Genomic DNA, 16,490 nt, shown 5'->3' with positions numbered 1-16,490 from the left:
ATGCGTATGCGGATCTTGGAGATCAGCGTAGGTGCCTTTGTTTTGGCCGGCGTCGTTGCTTTAGTTGGGCTTGCATTGAACGTAAGTGGTTTAAACCTGTCTAATTCTGACAACACTTATACTGTCTATGCTCGTTTTGAAAATATTGGCGGTTTAACACCGCGTGCAAAAGTGACTATGTCAGGTGTGGCAATAGGCGAAGTGGCAGATATTACATTAGATCGTGATATGTTGATGGCGCGTGTCGCCATGAATATTCATGGCAATGTAGATTTTCTTTCAGTAGATAGTTCGGCTTCAATCCTGACTGCGGGCCTATTAGGTGAGCAATATATAGGCATTTCTGTAGGGGCTGAAGATGAAAACCTTAAAGAGGGTGCCTATATTGAGGATACTCAATCGGCGTTGGTGCTTGAGGATCTAATAGGAAAATTCCTATTTAATGAGGTGAGTGAGTAAGGCTATGTATTATAACTGTGTGAACCAAGTAAAAACTTGTTTAACGATCGCATTGATTGCGTTGTTGAGTATGTCGGTTCGAGCTGAAATCGATACATATAATGAAGCTGGTGGGGTTATTCAGACCGCGACTCAGAATGTTCTTAAGTTATTAGAGCGTGAAGAGCTTGTGGTAGAAGGGCAAGAAGATCAGCTGGTTGCTGAAATCGATACGGTTTTATCGCCTATTGTTGATTTTGATTATATTTCGAAACAGGTGATGGGGAAATACTATCGCCGTGCTTCAAAAGAGCAACGTATTGAGTTTTCTGGTGTTTTTAAAACGACCTTGTTGAAAACTTATGCAAAAGCTCTAGTCGGTTTCAAAATTGATAAGTATGAGATGGTGCCTCCGCGTAAAGAGAGCCCAGATATCAATAAGCAAATTGTTACGGTTGATGTGTTTTCTGCGGATGGTACAAAGTACTCTTTAGTTTACTACATGAAGAAAGAAGAGGGTGCTTGGAAACTCGTCAATGCTATTCTTGATGGATCTATTAATATTCGCTTGAGCTTTAAAAATCAATTTGCGGACTTAATGGAGCGAAACAAGGGTGATGTAGGATTAGTTATCTCTACTTGGAAAGACAAAGTTGATCCAGGAAAGGATAGCGCGTAATGACAGACGTTAGGCAGATTAATGAACAATTGATTAGTCTAGAAGGGGAGTTTAAATTTCCAGTCATTATGCAGGCCCGTAAAAAAGCCGAGAATATTTTAAGTGGTTGCAAAGGCATTGTTGAGATCGACTTTGCTGAAGTAACAGCTGTTGATAGCTCAGCACTCTCTTTTTGGTTTTGTTGTTTGCGTTATGTGCAAGATCGAGAGGTTCAATTGAAAGCGATTAATCTTCCTGTAGAAATGAAGGGTATTGCTGAGCTTGTTGGGTTGGAAAAGCAGTTTATTTAATACAGCTTGCAGGTATTGAATTAAGGCGATGCTTAGCATCGCCTTTTTTGTCATGATCCGGTATCATTTCCGCCTTATTTTTTCTATCTGTAGCATTCGATCAGGAGCTTTTAATGCAGGCTGAACAGGTTAAGCAGATTATTGAATCTCAACTTGAAGATTGTACCGTAACGACCGCAGGTGAAGGCTGTGATTTTCAGGTAACAGTGGTAGGTGAGCTTTTTCAAGGTTTACGCCCTGTTAAGTGTCAGCAGTTAGTCTATGCTTGCCTGAACGAATATATTGCGAATGGAACAATTCACGCGCTGAGCATTAAGACTTACACACCAGAGCAGTGGAAAGCGACACAGAATTAAATCCTCGATTGGACATACTATGGATAAATTAATGATCACCGGTGGCGAGCCGCTCAGAGGTGAAGTAAAAATCTCTGGAGCAAAAAACTCGGCACTGCCAATTTTGGCTGCGACACTACTAGCATCTGAGCCGGTAACTGTCTGCAACCTGCCTCATTTGCATGATATTACAACCATGCTTGAGTTGCTTCGCCGTATGGGTGTTGAGCTTGTTATTGACGAAAAACTTAATGTTGAAGTTGATGCCAATACGATTACACAGTTAGTTGCTCCCTATGAGTTAGTTAAGACAATGAGGGCCTCTATTTTAGTGTTAGGTCCTATGCTTGCTCATTTTGGTGAGGCAGAAGTGTCTTTACCAGGTGGTTGTGCAATTGGATCTCGACCTGTTGATCTCCACATCCAAGGTTTACGCGCAATGGGCGCAGATGTGGTTGTTGAAGCGGGTTATATTCGCGCTAAAAGTAATGGTCGCTTAAAAGGTGCGCGTATCTTTTTTGATACAGTCACCGTGACGGGTACTGAAAATATTTTGATGGCAGCCACCTTGGCTGAAGGTCAAAGTATTATCGAAAATGCTGCACGTGAGCCTGAAATAGTCGATTTAGCCGAGTGCTTGATCGCTATGGGTGCGGATATTAGTGGTTATGGTACCGACACGATCACGGTTAATGGTGTTGAGAAACTACATGGCTGTAAATTTCCAGTTGTAGCGGACCGAATTGAGACCGGCACTTATTTAACGGCTGTGGCAGCTACGCGCGGTAAAGTTAAAGTTAAAAACACGAATCCTCGAATTCTCGATGCGGTATTGCAGAAGCTTGAAGAAGCGGGTGCACATATTACAACGGGTGAAGATTGGATTGAGTTGGATATGAAAGGTCAAAGACCTAAAGCTATTAACATTACAACAGCGCCGTATCCTGCTTTTCCAACAGATATGCAGGCACAGTTTTCTGCTATGAATGCGGTATCTGAAGGCGTCAGTATTCTAAAAGAAACTATCTTTGAAAATCGTTTTATGCACATGCAAGAGATGATTCGCATGGGCGCTAAAATCAATATTGATGGCAATACAGCGATTGTTGAAGGGGTAGAGAGATTGCAAGCTGCTCCCGTTATGGCAACCGACCTTAGGGCTTCGGCAAGCTTAGTGATTGCTGCGCTGGTTGCGGATGGCGATACGATTATTGATCGTATCTACCATATCGACCGTGGTTATGAGTGCATAGAAGAGAAATTACAGTTATTAGGTGCACGTATTAAGCGTGTGCCAGGTTAAATACAGGTATAAATAGAGCTATGAAGCAGCAACTTACGATTGCCCTGTCTAAAGGACGTATCCTTAAAGAAACACTGCCTTTATTGGCAGAAGCTGACATTGTTCCAGCTGAGGATATTCATAGCAGCCGTAAACTCATTTTTGATACTAATCATGAGAACATAAAATTGGTTGTTATTCGCGCAACGGATGTTCCAACTTATGTTGAGTATGGCGGTGCAGACATGGGGATTGCAGGTAAAGATGTACTGCTTGAGCATGGTGCAGCAGGTCTTTATGAGCCTTTAGATCTTAAAATATCGAAATGTAAACTGATGGTTGCTGGCCCGAAAAACGCGCAGCCGGTCGAAGGTCGTATGAAGGTAGCCAGTAAGTTCGTCAATGTGACCCGCGATTACTTTGCGAAGCAGGGTACACAAGTAGATATTATCAAGCTCTATGGTGCTATGGAGCTCGCGCCGTTAATGGGTTTAGCTGATCGTATCGTTGATATTGTTGATACAGGTAATACGCTACGCGCGAATGGTTTAGAGCCTATGGAAGAGATCGCTGACATTAGTTCTCGTTTAGTGGTGGGTCAGCCTTCTATGAAAATGAAGTATCGTCAGATTCAGCCGATTTTAGATAAGCTAGCTGATGCTATTAACCGTCGTGATGCGGAGGTTACTAAATGAGTGAGTTAAATATTAAGCGTTTAGATTCAAGCCAATCAGACTTCAACGAACAGATGGACAAACTCTTGGCTTGGGAAGCGGTATCTGATGATAAAGTTAACCAAATAGTAAATGAAATTTTACAACGTGTTCGTACCGAAGGTGATAGCGCTGTTGTAGAGTATACCAACCGCTTTGATGGTACCTCGGTTAACAGTATTGCTGAGCTTGAAATGAGCGCTGAGCGTTTGCAGAAAGCATTAGATGAGTTGCCTGCAGATCAACGTAAAGCCTTAGAAACGGCAGCGCAAAGAGTTCAGACTTACCATGAGCGTCAAAAAGGTGAGTCTTGGCAATATACTGAAGCCGATGGCACTATGCTTGGTCAAAAGGTTACACCTGTTGATCGCGTGGGGCTTTATGTTCCTGGTGGTAAAGCAGCCTATCCTTCATCTGTACTGATGAATGCGATGCCAGCAAAAGTTGCCGGTGTAGAAGAGATCATTATGGTTGTGCCGACACCTGGTGGTGTCGTGAATGAGCTGGTTTTGGCTGCGGCTTGTTTAGCGGGCGTTGATCGCGTGTTCTGTATAGGTGGGGCACAGGCTGTGGCGGCACTTGCTTACGGTACTGATACGATTCCTCAAGTGGACAAAATCGTAGGCCCAGGAAATATTTTTGTTGCTACAGCTAAACGTGCGGTCTTTGGTGCTGTTGGCATCGATATGATTGCAGGACCTTCTGAAATCCTAGTGGTTTGTGATGGTAAAACGGATCCCGATTGGGTTGCTATGGATCTATTCTCTCAGGCTGAACATGATGAGGATGCGCAACCTATTTTAGTGACACCTGATGCTGACTTTATTGATGCTGTAGAACAAAGCATTAATAAGCTGTTGCCTACGATGGAACGTAAAGAGATTATTGAAATCTCATTACGTCTACGTGCAGCGCTTATAAAAGTGAAAGATTTAGATGAAGCTATGGACGTTGCTAATCGAATAGCGCCAGAGCATTTGGAACTATCGGTAGCAGATCCTGAAAGTCTTTTACCTAAAGTGCGTCACGCTGGTGCGATCTTTATGGGACGTTATACCGCTGAAGCGCTTGGGGATTACTGTGCAGGTCCTAACCATGTACTACCAACCTCAGGTACAGCGCGTTTCTCCTCTCCTTTAGGCGTGTATGATTTTCAAAAACGCTCATCTTTGATTATGTTTTCAGAAGATGGGGCGTCTGAGATGGGGAAAGTTGCTTCGGTATTAGCTCGGGGTGAAAGTTTAACTGCTCATGCTCGTTCTGCTGAGTACCGAATTAAAGATTAAACGCTTGTCTCTTATATAAATAAAAAAACAGGCATTCGCCTGTTTTTTTATTTTATTGCTCTTGTGTTCTAGGTCGTTCACCAATCACCGCTTTGAAAGAAAGTTTTTCACCATCTCTAAGTATTTCAATATCTATGCTTTCATCGGGTTTGAAACGAGCGATTTCAGTCATAGACTTTCTGCCGTTCATTATGGGTTGTTTATTTATCGTTAACATAACATCGCCAGGCTGAAGCCCTGCTAAGTGTGCTGGTCCATTTCTAAATACGCCCGCAATAATAAGTCCTTGCATGTTTTTAAGGCCAAAGGATTCAGCTAGTTTCGGTGTTAATTCTTGAATCTCAATTCCCAGCCAGCCACGTACGACCCTCCCATATTTGATCAGATCTTGCATAACCTGTTTTGTTAAATTGGAAGGAATGGCAAACCCAATGCCTTGAGATCCACCGGATTTTGAGAATATCGCTGTATTAATGCCAATTAAATTGCCGTATGCGTCAATTAGTGCACCACCGGAGTTGCCCGGATTGATGGCCGCATCTGTTTGAATAAAGTCTTCATAAGTATTGATGCCTAAACTGTGGCGGCCGGTTGCGCTTATAATTCCCATAGTTACCGTTTGGCCGACGCCAAAAGGGTTGCCGATGGCTAAAACAACATCACCCACTCGGCTATTATCTGATTGGGTTAGAGCAATACTAGGAAGGTCTTCCATGGCAACTTTTAGAACGGCTAAGTCTGTTTCAGGATCAGTGCCAATCACTTCTGCTACAGCTTCACGGCCATCTTTTAACGCAACTATAATACTGTCTGCGCCGGTGATTACATGGTTGTTAGTAACTATATAGCCTTGGGAGGTAAGGATAACGCCTGAGCCTAAGCTTGATTGGATTCTCTCTTGTTGGGGGATGCTATCAGCATCAAAAAAGTTACGAAAGAAAGGGTCATTGAAGAGAGGGTGTACTTTCTGTTGAACAACAGTACGTGTATAAATGTTTACAACCGCCGGTGCGGCAATTTCTACAGCATCAGCATATGAGACTGGGCCTAGCCCTATGCCACTCTTAGGTATAGAGGGGGCTTCTCTGAACTTTATGGCCTGAGGTTCTGATGAAAGTAGGCTGGGGAATAGCTGTAGCAGTAATACCGCTACGAGAATCCCTGCTAGAACAGGCCAAACAAGAAAATTTAATTTACGCATGTCTTATGTAATCAATTACCCAGAATAAGCATAGAATTATACGGCGTATTAAAGTTTTGTGAATGGATAAGATAATAATGTCAGTGAAACGTGAAGATTTAATGAGTTATATCGATGATCTTTTGGAGCCATCGCAGTTTAAAGACTACTGTCCCAATGGTCTTCAGGTGGAAGGGAAAGAGGTAATAGGCAAGTTGGTTTCTGGTGTGACAGCATCTCAATTGTTGATTGATGCCGCTATAGCAGAGCAGGCGGATGCTATTTTGGTTCATCATGGTTTTTTTTGGAAAGGTGAAGATAGCTGTATTACTAAAATTAAGAAAAAAAGAATTAAGGCGTTACTTGACCATGATATTAGCTTGATTGCTTACCATTTGCCTTTAGATGCCCATCCGTTACTTGGTAATAATGCACAATTGGCAGAACGCTTAGGGGTTGAAGTACTGTCAGGGTTAGAGCCTGGTAACCCTCGAAGTATTGGTAATATTGGCCAGTTACAGCGTACCTATACTGCAGAGCAGTTAGCAGAGCATATAGGCTCTATTTTAGGGCGAGAGCCTCTATTGATTTGTGGGGGCGAGCATAAGATTAAAACGATTGGTTGGTGCACAGGAGGCGCTCAGGGCTATATAGATAAAGCAGTTGGTTTAGGGGTGGATGCTTACATCTCAGGTGAAATTTCTGAACCTACAGTCCATAGTGCTAGAGAGAATGGTATTCATTACTTTGCCGCTGGGCATCACGCCACTGAAAGGTATGGTGTGCAAGCGCTGGGAGAGGCGCTTGCGCTGCATTTTGGTATAGAGCATCACTATATAGAGATCGACAATCCTGTATAAACTAAGCTTACCTTAGGGTCAGTGGATATTCTGTTATAAAGGTGGGCGTCTTCGTATGGCGGATTTTCAGGCTAGCGTTAATAAACTTGAGGGGTTTAATTTATATGAGTAGTGGCCAAAGTGAAATTAACTCAAATTATTTAGAAGAAGCACCGACGCTTGAGCAAGTTAATGAGATGCAGGGGGATATTCTGCTTGAGTTTGGAGTGCCATGGTGTCCGCATTGTCAATTAGCTCAGCCTATAGTGCAGGAGGGGTTAAAAGATCATCCTGAGCTTACCCATATCAAGCTATATGATGGGAAGGGTAAGCCGTTGGGGCGAGCATTTAAAGTTAAGCTTTGGCCAACTTTGATCTTGTTGCACAATGGCTTAGAGATTGGCCGTTTAATAAGACCTACAAGTACTGAGGATGTTCGTCATTTATTCTTATCCGCCCACTGATGGATTAGTCGTTTAGCAAAACACTCCAGAGGGGATTTGGTTATTGTGCAGTTTTTTCTGTTTATTTGCTTGTGGAAAAGCCGCAAATACAAAAAAGGGTTGGGTTAAAAATAGCGCAACCCTTGATATACAGAAATTACAAAAAACTGATGCTTAGATAAAGGGGTTATCGCTTATTTGCTCTTGGCGATAGGAGGTACTATTTCCGCTGTAGTTGAATCATCCCCTTCTTTACTGGTTTCTTCCCCAGTTGTTTCCTCTTTTAGACCAAAGGTTTCAGATAGGGTACCTTCATCTTCAGGACTTTTGGGCGCGTAGTCTCGAGGAATGTCAGCTGTAACTTCTTCTGTTTTTTCAGAAGGTTCTTCAGGTTCATTGTCCTGATTCTCGATTTTTGCATGCATGGCGGGTTCTAAAGCGAGATCAATGGTGCCTGCTTTACATAAATCTACGGCACCGGTTGCTAAGTGCTCATGAACTTCTTTATAGCTGTTGGTGAGGTTGTTAACTAGTGCAGCTGTTTTTTCAAAGTGTTCATTGACCTCTTCTTTATAGTTCTCAAGCTCTTTGGTTGTACTGTCTAACTGTTCGGCAAGTTCTGCTTGGCGATTAGATGTATTACCTGAGCGCCCCATTAAAAAGCCGATAACAGCACCTATAAGTAAAGAAGTAATGCTGATTAACCATAAATCTTCCACGGGATCTCCTTAATGACTTGCGAATATTAACCGATACACTATGCCATTTATTCTACAGAGCAGCTCCCTTTTTAGGCAGCCTAGAGCTTAGTCTGAGTAGAAGAAAGTGTTTGGTTAGCAGTTGTATAATTAAGTGCTTAGCATAAAACAAATCGTGCTTGATGCCTATGCTTTGAGTATTCTACTTTTTGTAGTCGCTCAGGTATCTTTTTTGGCTTTATATAAGGGATTAGCGTTTGGGGGCCTAATCACGTGTTTTGCTATTGTTGGTGATTTTCTTGCGCTTCTTCATGTAATTGCTGCAGGTAATTAATTTGCTCTTCTAAAATAGCGCAAGCTAGTTTTCTGTCTTGGTTGTTGATAGCGTTAAATATTCTTTCATGCTGACTAGTAATAATTTCTCTTTCTCTAAATCTGTAAGCGATCATATTTGATACAGGTTGGAGTGCTTCGATCAGGGTGTACATAATAAAACTGAGCATTTTATTGTGACTGGCATCAGCAATTGCGCGATGGAAACGAACATCAGCTGCGCAGAACTCTTCTGGACTGATATTTTTATTTTTTTGATGGATGAGATGCTGCTCTAACCGTTTAAGGTCTTCATCTGTACGGTGCTGACAAGCAAGGCGAAAGCAGTAACTTTCCATTTCAAGCCGAGTGCTGCTGATCTCATCTAATGAGACATCATTCATACTGACAAAAAGGGTGGTGGCGGTGGTTAGGTGGTCACTGAGTTCATTTGTTCCTAAATGATTGACAAAGGACCCTCCCGTTGGGCCGCGGCGTGAGCGGATGAGGTTTTTTGCGGCTAATCTTTTAAGCGCTTCTCTGATTGTTGGGCGAGATACTTGGAAGCGTTGCGCGAGCTCTTCCTCTGTGGGGAGGCGGTCATCGGCTTTCAGTGTACCTTCTAAAATAGCCTCTTGAAGCTGATCAGCTACCTGTTTTGATAAGCTACTTTTGTTGATTGGCCCTATCTCTAAATTCACCTGTCACTCCGCTGGTTTAAATTCTTTACTAACCTAAGGTAGAAGATAAATTTAATTATAGCCTATTGATTCAATATTTATAGTATTTTATATTTGTATGACAAATTAACTTATTAAAACGTTCAACGGAGATTAGTATGTTCAAAGCACTGGTTTTGAATCAAGATGAAGGTAAAACAACGTCTGCTATTGAGCAGTTAGCGATGAGCGACCTACCAGAAGAAGATGTACTTATAAAAGTGGATTACTCTTCGTTGAACTATAAAGACGGTTTGGCTGTTACAGGTAAAGGTAAAATCATTCGCAATTTCCCAATGGTGCCTGGAATAGACCTAGTCGGCACTGTTGAAGATAGTGCGGATGCGCGTTATTCAAAGGGAGATAAGGTTGTTTTAACGGGGTGGGGCGTAGGTGAAATGTATTGGGGCGGATATTCCCAGTATGCGCGTTTGAAAGCTGATTGGTTGGTACCTTTGCCTGAAGGTATGGATCCGGTTCGTACTATGCAAATAGGCACTGCCGGTTTAACTGCTATGTTATGTGTTATGGCTTTAGAAGAGGGCGGAGTAACACCTGAGAGTGGTCCTATAGTGGTGAGTGGTGCTGCGGGTGGAGTAGGGAGTGTTGCAGTCGCGATATTAGCTGGACTCGGTTATCAGGTAGCAGCGATTACGGGGCGTGCCGAGACAGAAGGTTACTTGCGTGGTTTAGGTGCAAGTGAAATTTTGAGTCGCGATGAGATGGCGCAGCCGCCGAGACCTTTAGAGAAACAGAGATGGGCGGGGGCTATTGATACAGCGGGTGATACTATATTAGCTAGAATGATTGCTGAAACAAATTATAGCGGTGTTGTTGCCGCTTGTGGTTTAGCGGCTAGTTTCAAACTTCCCTCGACGGTAATGCCTTTTATCTTACGTAATGTGCGCCTTCAGGGTGTCGATTCAGTTAGCTGCCCTTACGAGCGTCGTAATATGGCTTGGCAACGCTTACTGACTCAGTTACCAGAGAATGCTTTAGGTGAAATTGCTCAGATAATTGGCTTAGATGATGTGCCTGAATACGCAGAGAAAATCACTAATGGCCAAGTAAAGGGCCGTGTTGTTATTGATCTTAATGCATAACCCTTAAGGTTAAAAAAAGGGCCTCATATGAGGCCTTTTTTTATCCGTAGATCCCATCTACTCTTGGTTTGATTAGAATCGTTGTGTATTTGAGTAAGAATAAAATCCAAGCGATAACCCACAGACTGCCAGAAATATGCAAGGTACTCATGTAGGGTAGTGGCAGTATGTCAATACTGATACGGAATACCGCAGAGAGCATAAGTAATACAAATGCAGATATTATCATTGGGCCAGCGGTTAGTATTCGTCCTGTATGGCCGAGGGAAACTCTAGACATCATCCCTAAGGTCAGTCCGCCAATCCCACCGGTAGCAAACGCATGATAAGCGATAGACTGATTAACCAAGTTTAAGGTGCTTAAAGCATAAAGTAGATAGCCAAAAGTGATAAATAGATAACTAAGCTGAAGGATCCAAACCAGTGGAACAGTAAAAACTTTGTTGCTGAACCAGCCGCCGAGCCGAATTAAATTCATCAGCCCAACGAGTGCACTGAAAAAAACAATAAACTCAGTATAGCTGGTCAGCGTAGATATAACCCAAATGGCAGTCATCGGAATAATTGAGCGTTCAATTATTGGAAACTTTCTGCTTTGAGTGCCTGCGACCCCCTTTTCTGTAAAAAAGGGTATAACGCGTCCGCCGACAATGCTAATGATCATAACAATCAGAAATAAACCTAATTGAAGGCCTGTTGCTATAGTGTCTTCTGTTATGCCCATTAGATTTAGATGGATGAGTAAATTAGCGATAAAAAAGGCGAAAAGAATAGGGACAAATAGAAGATTTCTATAGTTCTTGGATTTAATAATGGGCCAAGCGATGCTGATGGCAACGAGAGGTATAAAGATTAAATCGGTAATAGCGATGACTGCTTTGGGTATGCTTTCAAATGCAGGAAGTAGCCTAGCTAAGAGCCACACTAAAAAAAGCGCGGCTAAGGGCCAGCTATACAGGGTTTGTACATTAGTCCAAGTGCGAACGGCCGTGAGCAAAAAACCTGCAATGATGGCAATGCTAAATCCAAATATCATCTCATGAGCATGCCAAGTGATAGCTAAATCATAATAATGAGGTTGGTAACCTTGGCTATATATAACAAGCCAAAGAGTAATTAGGATAACAGCGCTGGCAGCTCCGGCTAAGAAAAATGGCCTGAAGCCTAGATTGAAAAGCGAGAAAGGTGAAGGTTCTCTGCGTTCCTGTAATTGAATCATCGGAATCTCCGCTGAAGGACTCTAGTGTTATACTAGGGATCTATTTTTATATTATGTATTATTTATACATGTTAATAAATATCTATCCTATAAACAGGTTAGAGTAGCGGTTTAGTATAGTTAATATAGTCTGTTGGGAGGTTGTGTGCGGCAATTGATTTTAGGGGGAGCTCGTTCTGGTAAGAGTCGTTTGGCACAAGAGCGAGCTATAGCGATTAATAAACCTGTTATTTACATTGCTACAGCCGATGCGGGTGATGCGGAAATGGAACAGCGAATCGCGCTTCACCGCTCAGATCGTCCTGCGGAATGGACGGTTAAAGAAGTACCTATTGACCTACCCCAAGCGCTTTCTGAATTAAGCGGCTCCGGTGAGACTGTTTTGGTTGATTGTCTTACGCTTTGGCTTACCAATTTATTGCTAAAAGATTTATCAGTCATGCAGCAAGGAATGCAAGATATGATAGCGGCGGTTACGGCTTTTAAAGGTGATTTGATCTTAGTTTCCAATGAGGTGGGATGGGGGATAGTGCCTATGGGTGAGCTAAGCCGTCAATTCCAAGATAATACTGGACGTTTACATCAAGAACTGGCCAAAATTGCGGAGCGCGTTACCTTGAGTGTTGCAGGTATTCCTTTAGATGTTAAAACAGAAAAACAGGTGGGTTTGTGAATTTAAAAGATTGGTTAGCGATTAGTGTTCAGCCTGTTGATCTTCATTATAGGGCGCTAGCAACTGAACGGCAGTCACAATTAACTAAGCCACCAGGTTCGTTAGGTTTATTGGAGGATATAGCGGTTCGTTTAGCAGGATTGCAAGCGGTTGAATATCCCTCATGTGATCGTGTAGCTATCTCTATTTTTGCAGCGGATCATGGTGTAGCGAAACAGAAAGTGTCCGCGTTTCCTCAAGAAGTTACGACCCAAATGATTCTTAATTTTGCATCAGGAGGGGCTGCAATTTCTGTTTTAGCCCAACAGTTAAACGCTGATTTTGAGGTTATTAATCTTGGTACAGTTACACCTGTTGAACACCCTGATGTGGTTAGTAAAGTTATAGCCGCTAGCTCCTCTGACTTTACTGAGACAGCGGCGATGAGTGTGCCTCAATTAGAAGCCGCTCTTAATGTTGGAGCGGACGCGGTAATTAGAGCAGGGCGCCGAGGGGTTGAGTTATTTGTTGCGGGCGAGATGGGGATTGCTAATACCACATCGGCTTCAGCGCTTATGGCTGCTTTTCTTGATTTGAGTGGAGCCGATGTTGCAGGCTCAGGGACAGGTATAAGTTCGCAAGGGGTTCAGCATAAAGCCAAAGTGATTGATCAAGCATTGGCTTTACATCGAGCGCACTTATCCTCACCAATGGATATCCTAAAATGCCTAGGAGGGTTTGAAATCGCAGCGATGGTTGGAGCATATTTAAAGGCGGCTAATCTAGGTATCACTATAGTGGTGGATGGCTTTATTAGTACGGTTGCGGCTTATATTGCGATTCAGATTAACCCGAATAGTAAAGATTGGATGGTGTTTGGCCATTGTTCGCCAGAAGCGTTCCATCAAGGTATTTTAGACTCTTTAGATATTCAGCCTCTGCTTGATTTAGGTATGCGTTTAGGGGAGGGCAGTGGTGCGGCCGTCGCCGTTAATATCATGAGAACCGCATGCGCGCTGCATCGTGATATGGCCACGTTTGCTGATGCGGGTGTCAGCCAATAAGTTGGCGGAGAAAATTGTTTTGCTGAAATCCACGCAGTTTGATCTATTGCGACATGGCGAACCTGAATTGAAGGGTGTGTATTTAGGACATACTGATTCTGAACTTTCAGAACAGGGTGTGCGTGATAGTTTAAGTGCTGTCGAGCATGATCCTGGGTGGGATTTGGTGGTGAGCTCACCGCTTCAACGTTGCCGTCATATAGCAGAAACAGTTTCCCTGCGACTTGGTCTTAACCTTTTGATACTTGATCAGCTACAAGAGTACAATTTTGGCGAGTGGGATGGGCAGCGATTTGAAGCTGTTTATGCTCAGCAGCCTCATTTGGCTGATAATTTTTGGTTAGATCCCGAAGCTAATCCGCCCCCGTTAGGTGAGCTTGTTGCTGATTTCTCCAGCCGAGTTCGGGCTGCGAAGACACAGCTTTTAGCGAGAGATGAGAAGCGAATACTTATCGTTACCCACGGTGGAGTAATTAGAGCAATGGTAGCTGATTTACTTGATATTAAGCCCCAGTATTGGGGAAGAATAAAAGTAGACTATGCTTACTTTACTCAGTTAAGGTTTGATACCGACTTGAAACACAGTTGGCCACAATTAATTAGCAGTAATGTGAAGTCTCCTATTTAGTCTTTCCATGAGTTAAGTGCTAACACATAGTAAGCCTTACTCTATTAAGGACATTGGCTTAAAACGGGAAATTATGAAGTACACAGAAACGCTTAAGAATATTCATCATAGCCTTGATCGCTTAGGCGACCTCCCTGTGTTTAGCGCAACGATTAATCGTATTCAACAAATTAGTTCCTCGGATGAGGGCGATGCTATGGCGCTGGCTATGGCAATCATGAAAGATACGGGCTTGTCTGCTCGTTTATTGAAACTTGCTAATTCATCGGCATATAAACGGGGACAAGGGAATGTAAGTGTTATATCCCGTGCCGTTGTGCTGATGGGGTTCAACCAGATTAAGAGCATCAGTTTAACGCTTAAGCTGATAGAGAGCTTTCATGATGAACATCCAGATCTTGATGTGCCTGGGATGATGATGAGGCAGTTTCTTAGCGCAAATATGGCGAAAGAGCTGGCCCTGAAAAGTAAAAAAAGTATAGATCCTGAAGAAGCTTATCTTGCGGCATTATTATTTGGTTTGGGTGAGATCGTTGTTGCTTGTACTTTACCAGATGAATATCGAAAACTGCTTAGCTTGAAAAAAACCAGTAATAAAAGCTGGCCACTTATCCAGACCGAAGTGTTAGGTATTAGTTTTAACGCATTAGGCCGAGAAATGGCTGCTGGCTGGGGTTATCCTAAGCAGGTATTACATACTATGTCTGACGTGAGTATGAACCAACTTGATGAGCATAGTAATTTACTAACTAGTCTGCCCTTCCTTTGTAATGGTTTAGTGCATCAGATATATGGTAAAGATTTACGTAATGAGCAGCCGTATGATCAATTGATCGATGCAATATCAGATGTTTCAGGCATCTCTTTTGATGATGTAGGAGAGGTCGCCATACAATGTTTTCGTCAGGTTTCTAAGGTGAGTCGCACTTATGGTCTCAAAGCGCAGTTATTGATTCCGGAATATGTTGAGTCAGGTAATGCTGTTAAAGATGAGATGGTGCGTAAATTAGCTTTTTTAGCCCATGATGAAGCTGAGCAAGATGAATCTGAACTCAGTGATAATGTACAAAGCACTGATACACCGGTTGTATGTAGTCAGGGGCAGTTAGCGTATCTAAATCAGCTGACTGAATTAATCGGTTCTGAAGGAACTATACACGATATATTTAAATTGGTTGTAGAGGCGATTCATCAGTGTAGTGGTTTTGATCGAAGCTTACTTTGTCTGCTTAATAAAAAGAAAGACCATCTTGCTGTTAAGATGATTGAAGGTAAAAAAATAGAAGCCTTGCAGCGTTATTTTGAGCGTGATCGCTCTAGTAAAGGTGGTGATCTATTTTTTAGAGTGATGGAAAAGCAGGTTACACTTTTAGTGAATGATCTTGAGGACGAGGGCTGGAGCGACCGTTTACCTCAAGACTTTGTCTCCCAAACTGAATGCCAAGGATTTGTGCTGATCCCATTAGTTATGGGTAAGCGGGTAATTGGTATGTTGTACGCCGATCGTTTGAAAGGTAACGGCCCAGTATCGGACAATGATTTTAATATTTTCAATCGCTTCGCCACCCAAACACGCTTAGCGTTAATGTACGCTGATAGTAAAGCTAAGCGTTAGGGGGCTGAATTGAATCTTACTCAGGTAACTATTCAGTTAAACCTTTAACGAAAGATTTAGTATCTTGCCAAGCATCTTTACTCACCTCAACACCTGAATCGATTACCTCGCCTCCAGCGTCAACGGCTGTTTTTGCACCAGATTCCGTTGAGCAGAGCGCGCGTTTGGCGACACATTTGGATTTACAGCCTAGTTCAGCGGCCTCATCTGTGAAATGGACAACGGCACATTGTGTTTCACACAAGGTTTGCTCGGTGGAGCAATCAGCCCAAGTAAATGAGGCTAAAAATAGTAGACCAAAACCATATATTGCTTTCATAAAGTACTCCTTTTAAAGGCGGTTACGTTGATCTCTGGGTTGCCAGAGGATTTCTTTGCCGCCCTGCCTCAGCACAATTGTTCTACTTGCCACAAAAAGTAGATCGGATAAACGGTTTAGGTAAGCTACTGCATCTGAATTAACCTGTTCTTCGTCATCCAATAATAGTGCTGTAATTTGTCTTTCAGCCCGCCGGCAGATACTACGGGCTAAATGGGTATAACAAGCTGAAACCGAACCACCCGGAAGAATAAATTCTTTAAGGGGAGGAAGTTCAGCGTTAAGTTTATCTATCTGATGCTCTAAGTATTCTATCTCTGTTTGATCAATAACTGTATAGCTTTGATCAGCCACGGCGATCTCACCGCCTAAATCAAATAACTGGTGTTGAATCAATGTTAGAGTAGAGTGTAAAGGATCGTCTGAGTCTAGGCCTGAAATAATCAGCCCTATACAGCTATTGAGCTCATCTACCGTACCTAATACTTCAACGCGTTGGGCTGTTTTACTAATGCGTTTGCCATTGGCTAGCGCAGTAGTTCCTTGATCACCTGTACGCGTATAGATACGTGTCAATCTATTAGACATGAAGGACCTTATATTAGTGAATACTTTAATTGGAGTATTTTTAGGGTAAAGGGTTCCATCATCATAACAAGAAAGCGATGCTTAGGTT

The 16,490-nt window shown here is 42.7% G+C and carries 20 protein-coding genes; 14 read left to right on the top strand and 6 right to left on the bottom strand.

Annotation, left to right across the window (positions count from 1 at the left end; all coding sequences use genetic code 11):
* From mlaD to hisD, 7 genes are all read left to right on the top strand, one after another.
* Complete coding sequence (gene mlaD / locus Q4492_RS02540; protein WP_303415669.1) at positions 1 to 459, top strand: outer membrane lipid asymmetry maintenance protein MlaD; 459 nt, start codon at positions 1 to 3, stop codon at positions 457 to 459.
* Between the two features lie 4 nt (positions 460 to 463).
* Positions 464 to 1,117, top strand: coding sequence for a phospholipid-binding protein MlaC (locus Q4492_RS02535; protein WP_303415668.1), 654 nt, complete (start codon positions 464 to 466; stop codon positions 1,115 to 1,117).
* A complete protein-coding gene (locus tag Q4492_RS02530) occupies positions 1,117 to 1,407 on the top strand; it encodes a lipid asymmetry maintenance protein MlaB (RefSeq protein WP_303415667.1) in 291 nt (96 codons plus the stop codon). Before Q4492_RS02535 ends, Q4492_RS02530 begins: the two co-directional genes overlap by 1 nt.
* Positions 1,408 to 1,520: 113 nt before the next feature.
* On the top strand, positions 1,521 to 1,763 hold the full coding sequence (locus tag Q4492_RS02525) for a BolA family protein (protein ID WP_067868889.1): 243 nt from the start codon (positions 1,521 to 1,523) through the stop codon (positions 1,761 to 1,763).
* A 19-nt stretch (positions 1,764 to 1,782) separates the two neighbouring features.
* Positions 1,783 to 3,045: a UDP-N-acetylglucosamine 1-carboxyvinyltransferase gene (gene murA, locus Q4492_RS02520; protein WP_303415666.1), complete on the top strand. Its 1,263-nt coding sequence runs from the start codon at positions 1,783 to 1,785 to the stop codon at positions 3,043 to 3,045.
* Between the two features lie 20 nt (positions 3,046 to 3,065).
* A complete protein-coding gene (gene hisG, locus Q4492_RS02515) occupies positions 3,066 to 3,719 on the top strand; it encodes an ATP phosphoribosyltransferase (RefSeq protein WP_303415665.1) in 654 nt (217 codons plus the stop codon).
* The gene (gene hisD / locus Q4492_RS02510) at positions 3,716 to 5,023 is read left to right on the top strand and encodes a histidinol dehydrogenase (RefSeq protein ID WP_303415664.1); all 1,308 of its coding nucleotides are present in this window, start codon (positions 3,716 to 3,718) and stop codon (positions 5,021 to 5,023) included. Before hisG ends, hisD begins: the two co-directional genes overlap by 4 nt.
* A gap of 52 nt (positions 5,024 to 5,075) precedes the next feature.
* On the opposite strand, the gene Q4492_RS02505 is transcribed toward hisD, so the two are convergent.
* Positions 5,076 to 6,224, bottom strand: coding sequence for a trypsin-like peptidase domain-containing protein (locus Q4492_RS02505; protein ID WP_303415663.1), 1,149 nt, complete (start codon positions 6,222 to 6,224; stop codon positions 5,076 to 5,078).
* Positions 6,225 to 6,286: 62 nt separating this feature from the next.
* Between Q4492_RS02505 and Q4492_RS02500 the strand changes: the two genes are divergently transcribed.
* The gene (locus Q4492_RS02500) at positions 6,287 to 7,063 is read left to right on the top strand and encodes a Nif3-like dinuclear metal center hexameric protein (protein ID WP_303415662.1); all 777 of its coding nucleotides are present in this window, start codon (positions 6,287 to 6,289) and stop codon (positions 7,061 to 7,063) included.
* 104 nt (positions 7,064 to 7,167) lie between these two features.
* On the top strand, positions 7,168 to 7,506 hold the full coding sequence (locus Q4492_RS02495; RefSeq protein WP_303415661.1) for a thioredoxin family protein: 339 nt from the start codon (positions 7,168 to 7,170) through the stop codon (positions 7,504 to 7,506).
* Between the two features lie 173 nt (positions 7,507 to 7,679).
* Here Q4492_RS02495 and Q4492_RS02490 read toward each other — a convergent pair whose 3' ends face one another.
* Together Q4492_RS02490 and Q4492_RS02485 are read right to left on the bottom strand one after the other, a co-directional pair.
* Complete coding sequence (locus Q4492_RS02490; RefSeq protein WP_303415660.1) at positions 7,680 to 8,204, bottom strand: YhcB family protein; 525 nt, start codon at positions 8,202 to 8,204, stop codon at positions 7,680 to 7,682.
* A 260-nt stretch (positions 8,205 to 8,464) separates the two neighbouring features.
* Positions 8,465 to 9,196 (bottom strand): FadR/GntR family transcriptional regulator, encoded by a 732-nt coding sequence (locus Q4492_RS02485; RefSeq protein WP_303415659.1) that lies wholly within the window; start codon positions 9,194 to 9,196, stop codon positions 8,465 to 8,467.
* A 137-nt stretch (positions 9,197 to 9,333) separates the two neighbouring features.
* On the opposite strand from Q4492_RS02485, the gene Q4492_RS02480 reads away from it, so the two are divergent.
* Positions 9,334 to 10,317, top strand: a complete 984-nt coding sequence (locus tag Q4492_RS02480) for an MDR family oxidoreductase (RefSeq protein WP_303415658.1) — start codon at positions 9,334 to 9,336, stop codon at positions 10,315 to 10,317.
* 40 nt (positions 10,318 to 10,357) lie between these two features.
* Here the strand turns inward: Q4492_RS02480 and Q4492_RS02475 are convergent, their stop codons facing one another.
* Positions 10,358 to 11,536: an NnrS family protein gene (locus Q4492_RS02475; RefSeq protein ID WP_303415657.1), complete on the bottom strand. Its 1,179-nt coding sequence runs from the start codon at positions 11,534 to 11,536 to the stop codon at positions 10,358 to 10,360.
* 145 nt (positions 11,537 to 11,681) lie between these two features.
* Here Q4492_RS02475 and cobU point away from each other — a divergent pair, with 145 nt between their 5' ends.
* From cobU to Q4492_RS02455, 4 genes are all read left to right on the top strand, one after another.
* On the top strand, positions 11,682 to 12,209 hold the full coding sequence (gene cobU, locus Q4492_RS02470) for a bifunctional adenosylcobinamide kinase/adenosylcobinamide-phosphate guanylyltransferase (protein ID WP_303415656.1): 528 nt from the start codon (positions 11,682 to 11,684) through the stop codon (positions 12,207 to 12,209).
* A complete protein-coding gene (cobT, locus tag Q4492_RS02465) occupies positions 12,206 to 13,252 on the top strand; it encodes a nicotinate-nucleotide--dimethylbenzimidazole phosphoribosyltransferase (protein ID WP_303415655.1) in 1,047 nt (348 codons plus the stop codon). The genes cobU and cobT overlap by 4 nt, the downstream gene beginning before the upstream one ends.
* Before the next feature lie 19 nt (positions 13,253 to 13,271).
* A complete protein-coding gene (locus tag Q4492_RS02460) occupies positions 13,272 to 13,880 on the top strand; it encodes a histidine phosphatase family protein (protein WP_303415654.1) in 609 nt (202 codons plus the stop codon).
* Positions 13,881 to 13,953: 73 nt separating this feature from the next.
* Positions 13,954 to 15,495, top strand: coding sequence for an HDOD domain-containing protein (locus Q4492_RS02455; protein WP_303415653.1), 1,542 nt, complete (start codon positions 13,954 to 13,956; stop codon positions 15,493 to 15,495).
* A gap of 28 nt (positions 15,496 to 15,523) precedes the next feature.
* Here Q4492_RS02455 and Q4492_RS02450 read toward each other — a convergent pair whose 3' ends face one another.
* Entirely contained in the window at positions 15,524 to 15,814 is a 291-nt protein-coding gene (locus Q4492_RS02450; RefSeq protein WP_303415652.1) for a hypothetical protein, read from the bottom strand.
* A gap of 12 nt (positions 15,815 to 15,826) precedes the next feature.
* Entirely contained in the window at positions 15,827 to 16,402 is a 576-nt protein-coding gene (locus Q4492_RS02445) for a cob(I)yrinic acid a,c-diamide adenosyltransferase (protein ID WP_303415651.1), read from the bottom strand.
* Between the last annotated feature and the right edge of the window lie 88 nt (positions 16,403 to 16,490).

It is taken from the genome of Neptuniibacter sp. 1_MG-2023, from assembly GCF_030547185.1.
GTDB lineage: Bacteria > Pseudomonadota > Gammaproteobacteria > Pseudomonadales > Balneatricaceae > Neptuniibacter.
This window is presented reverse-complemented; position numbering and strand designations above follow the sequence as displayed.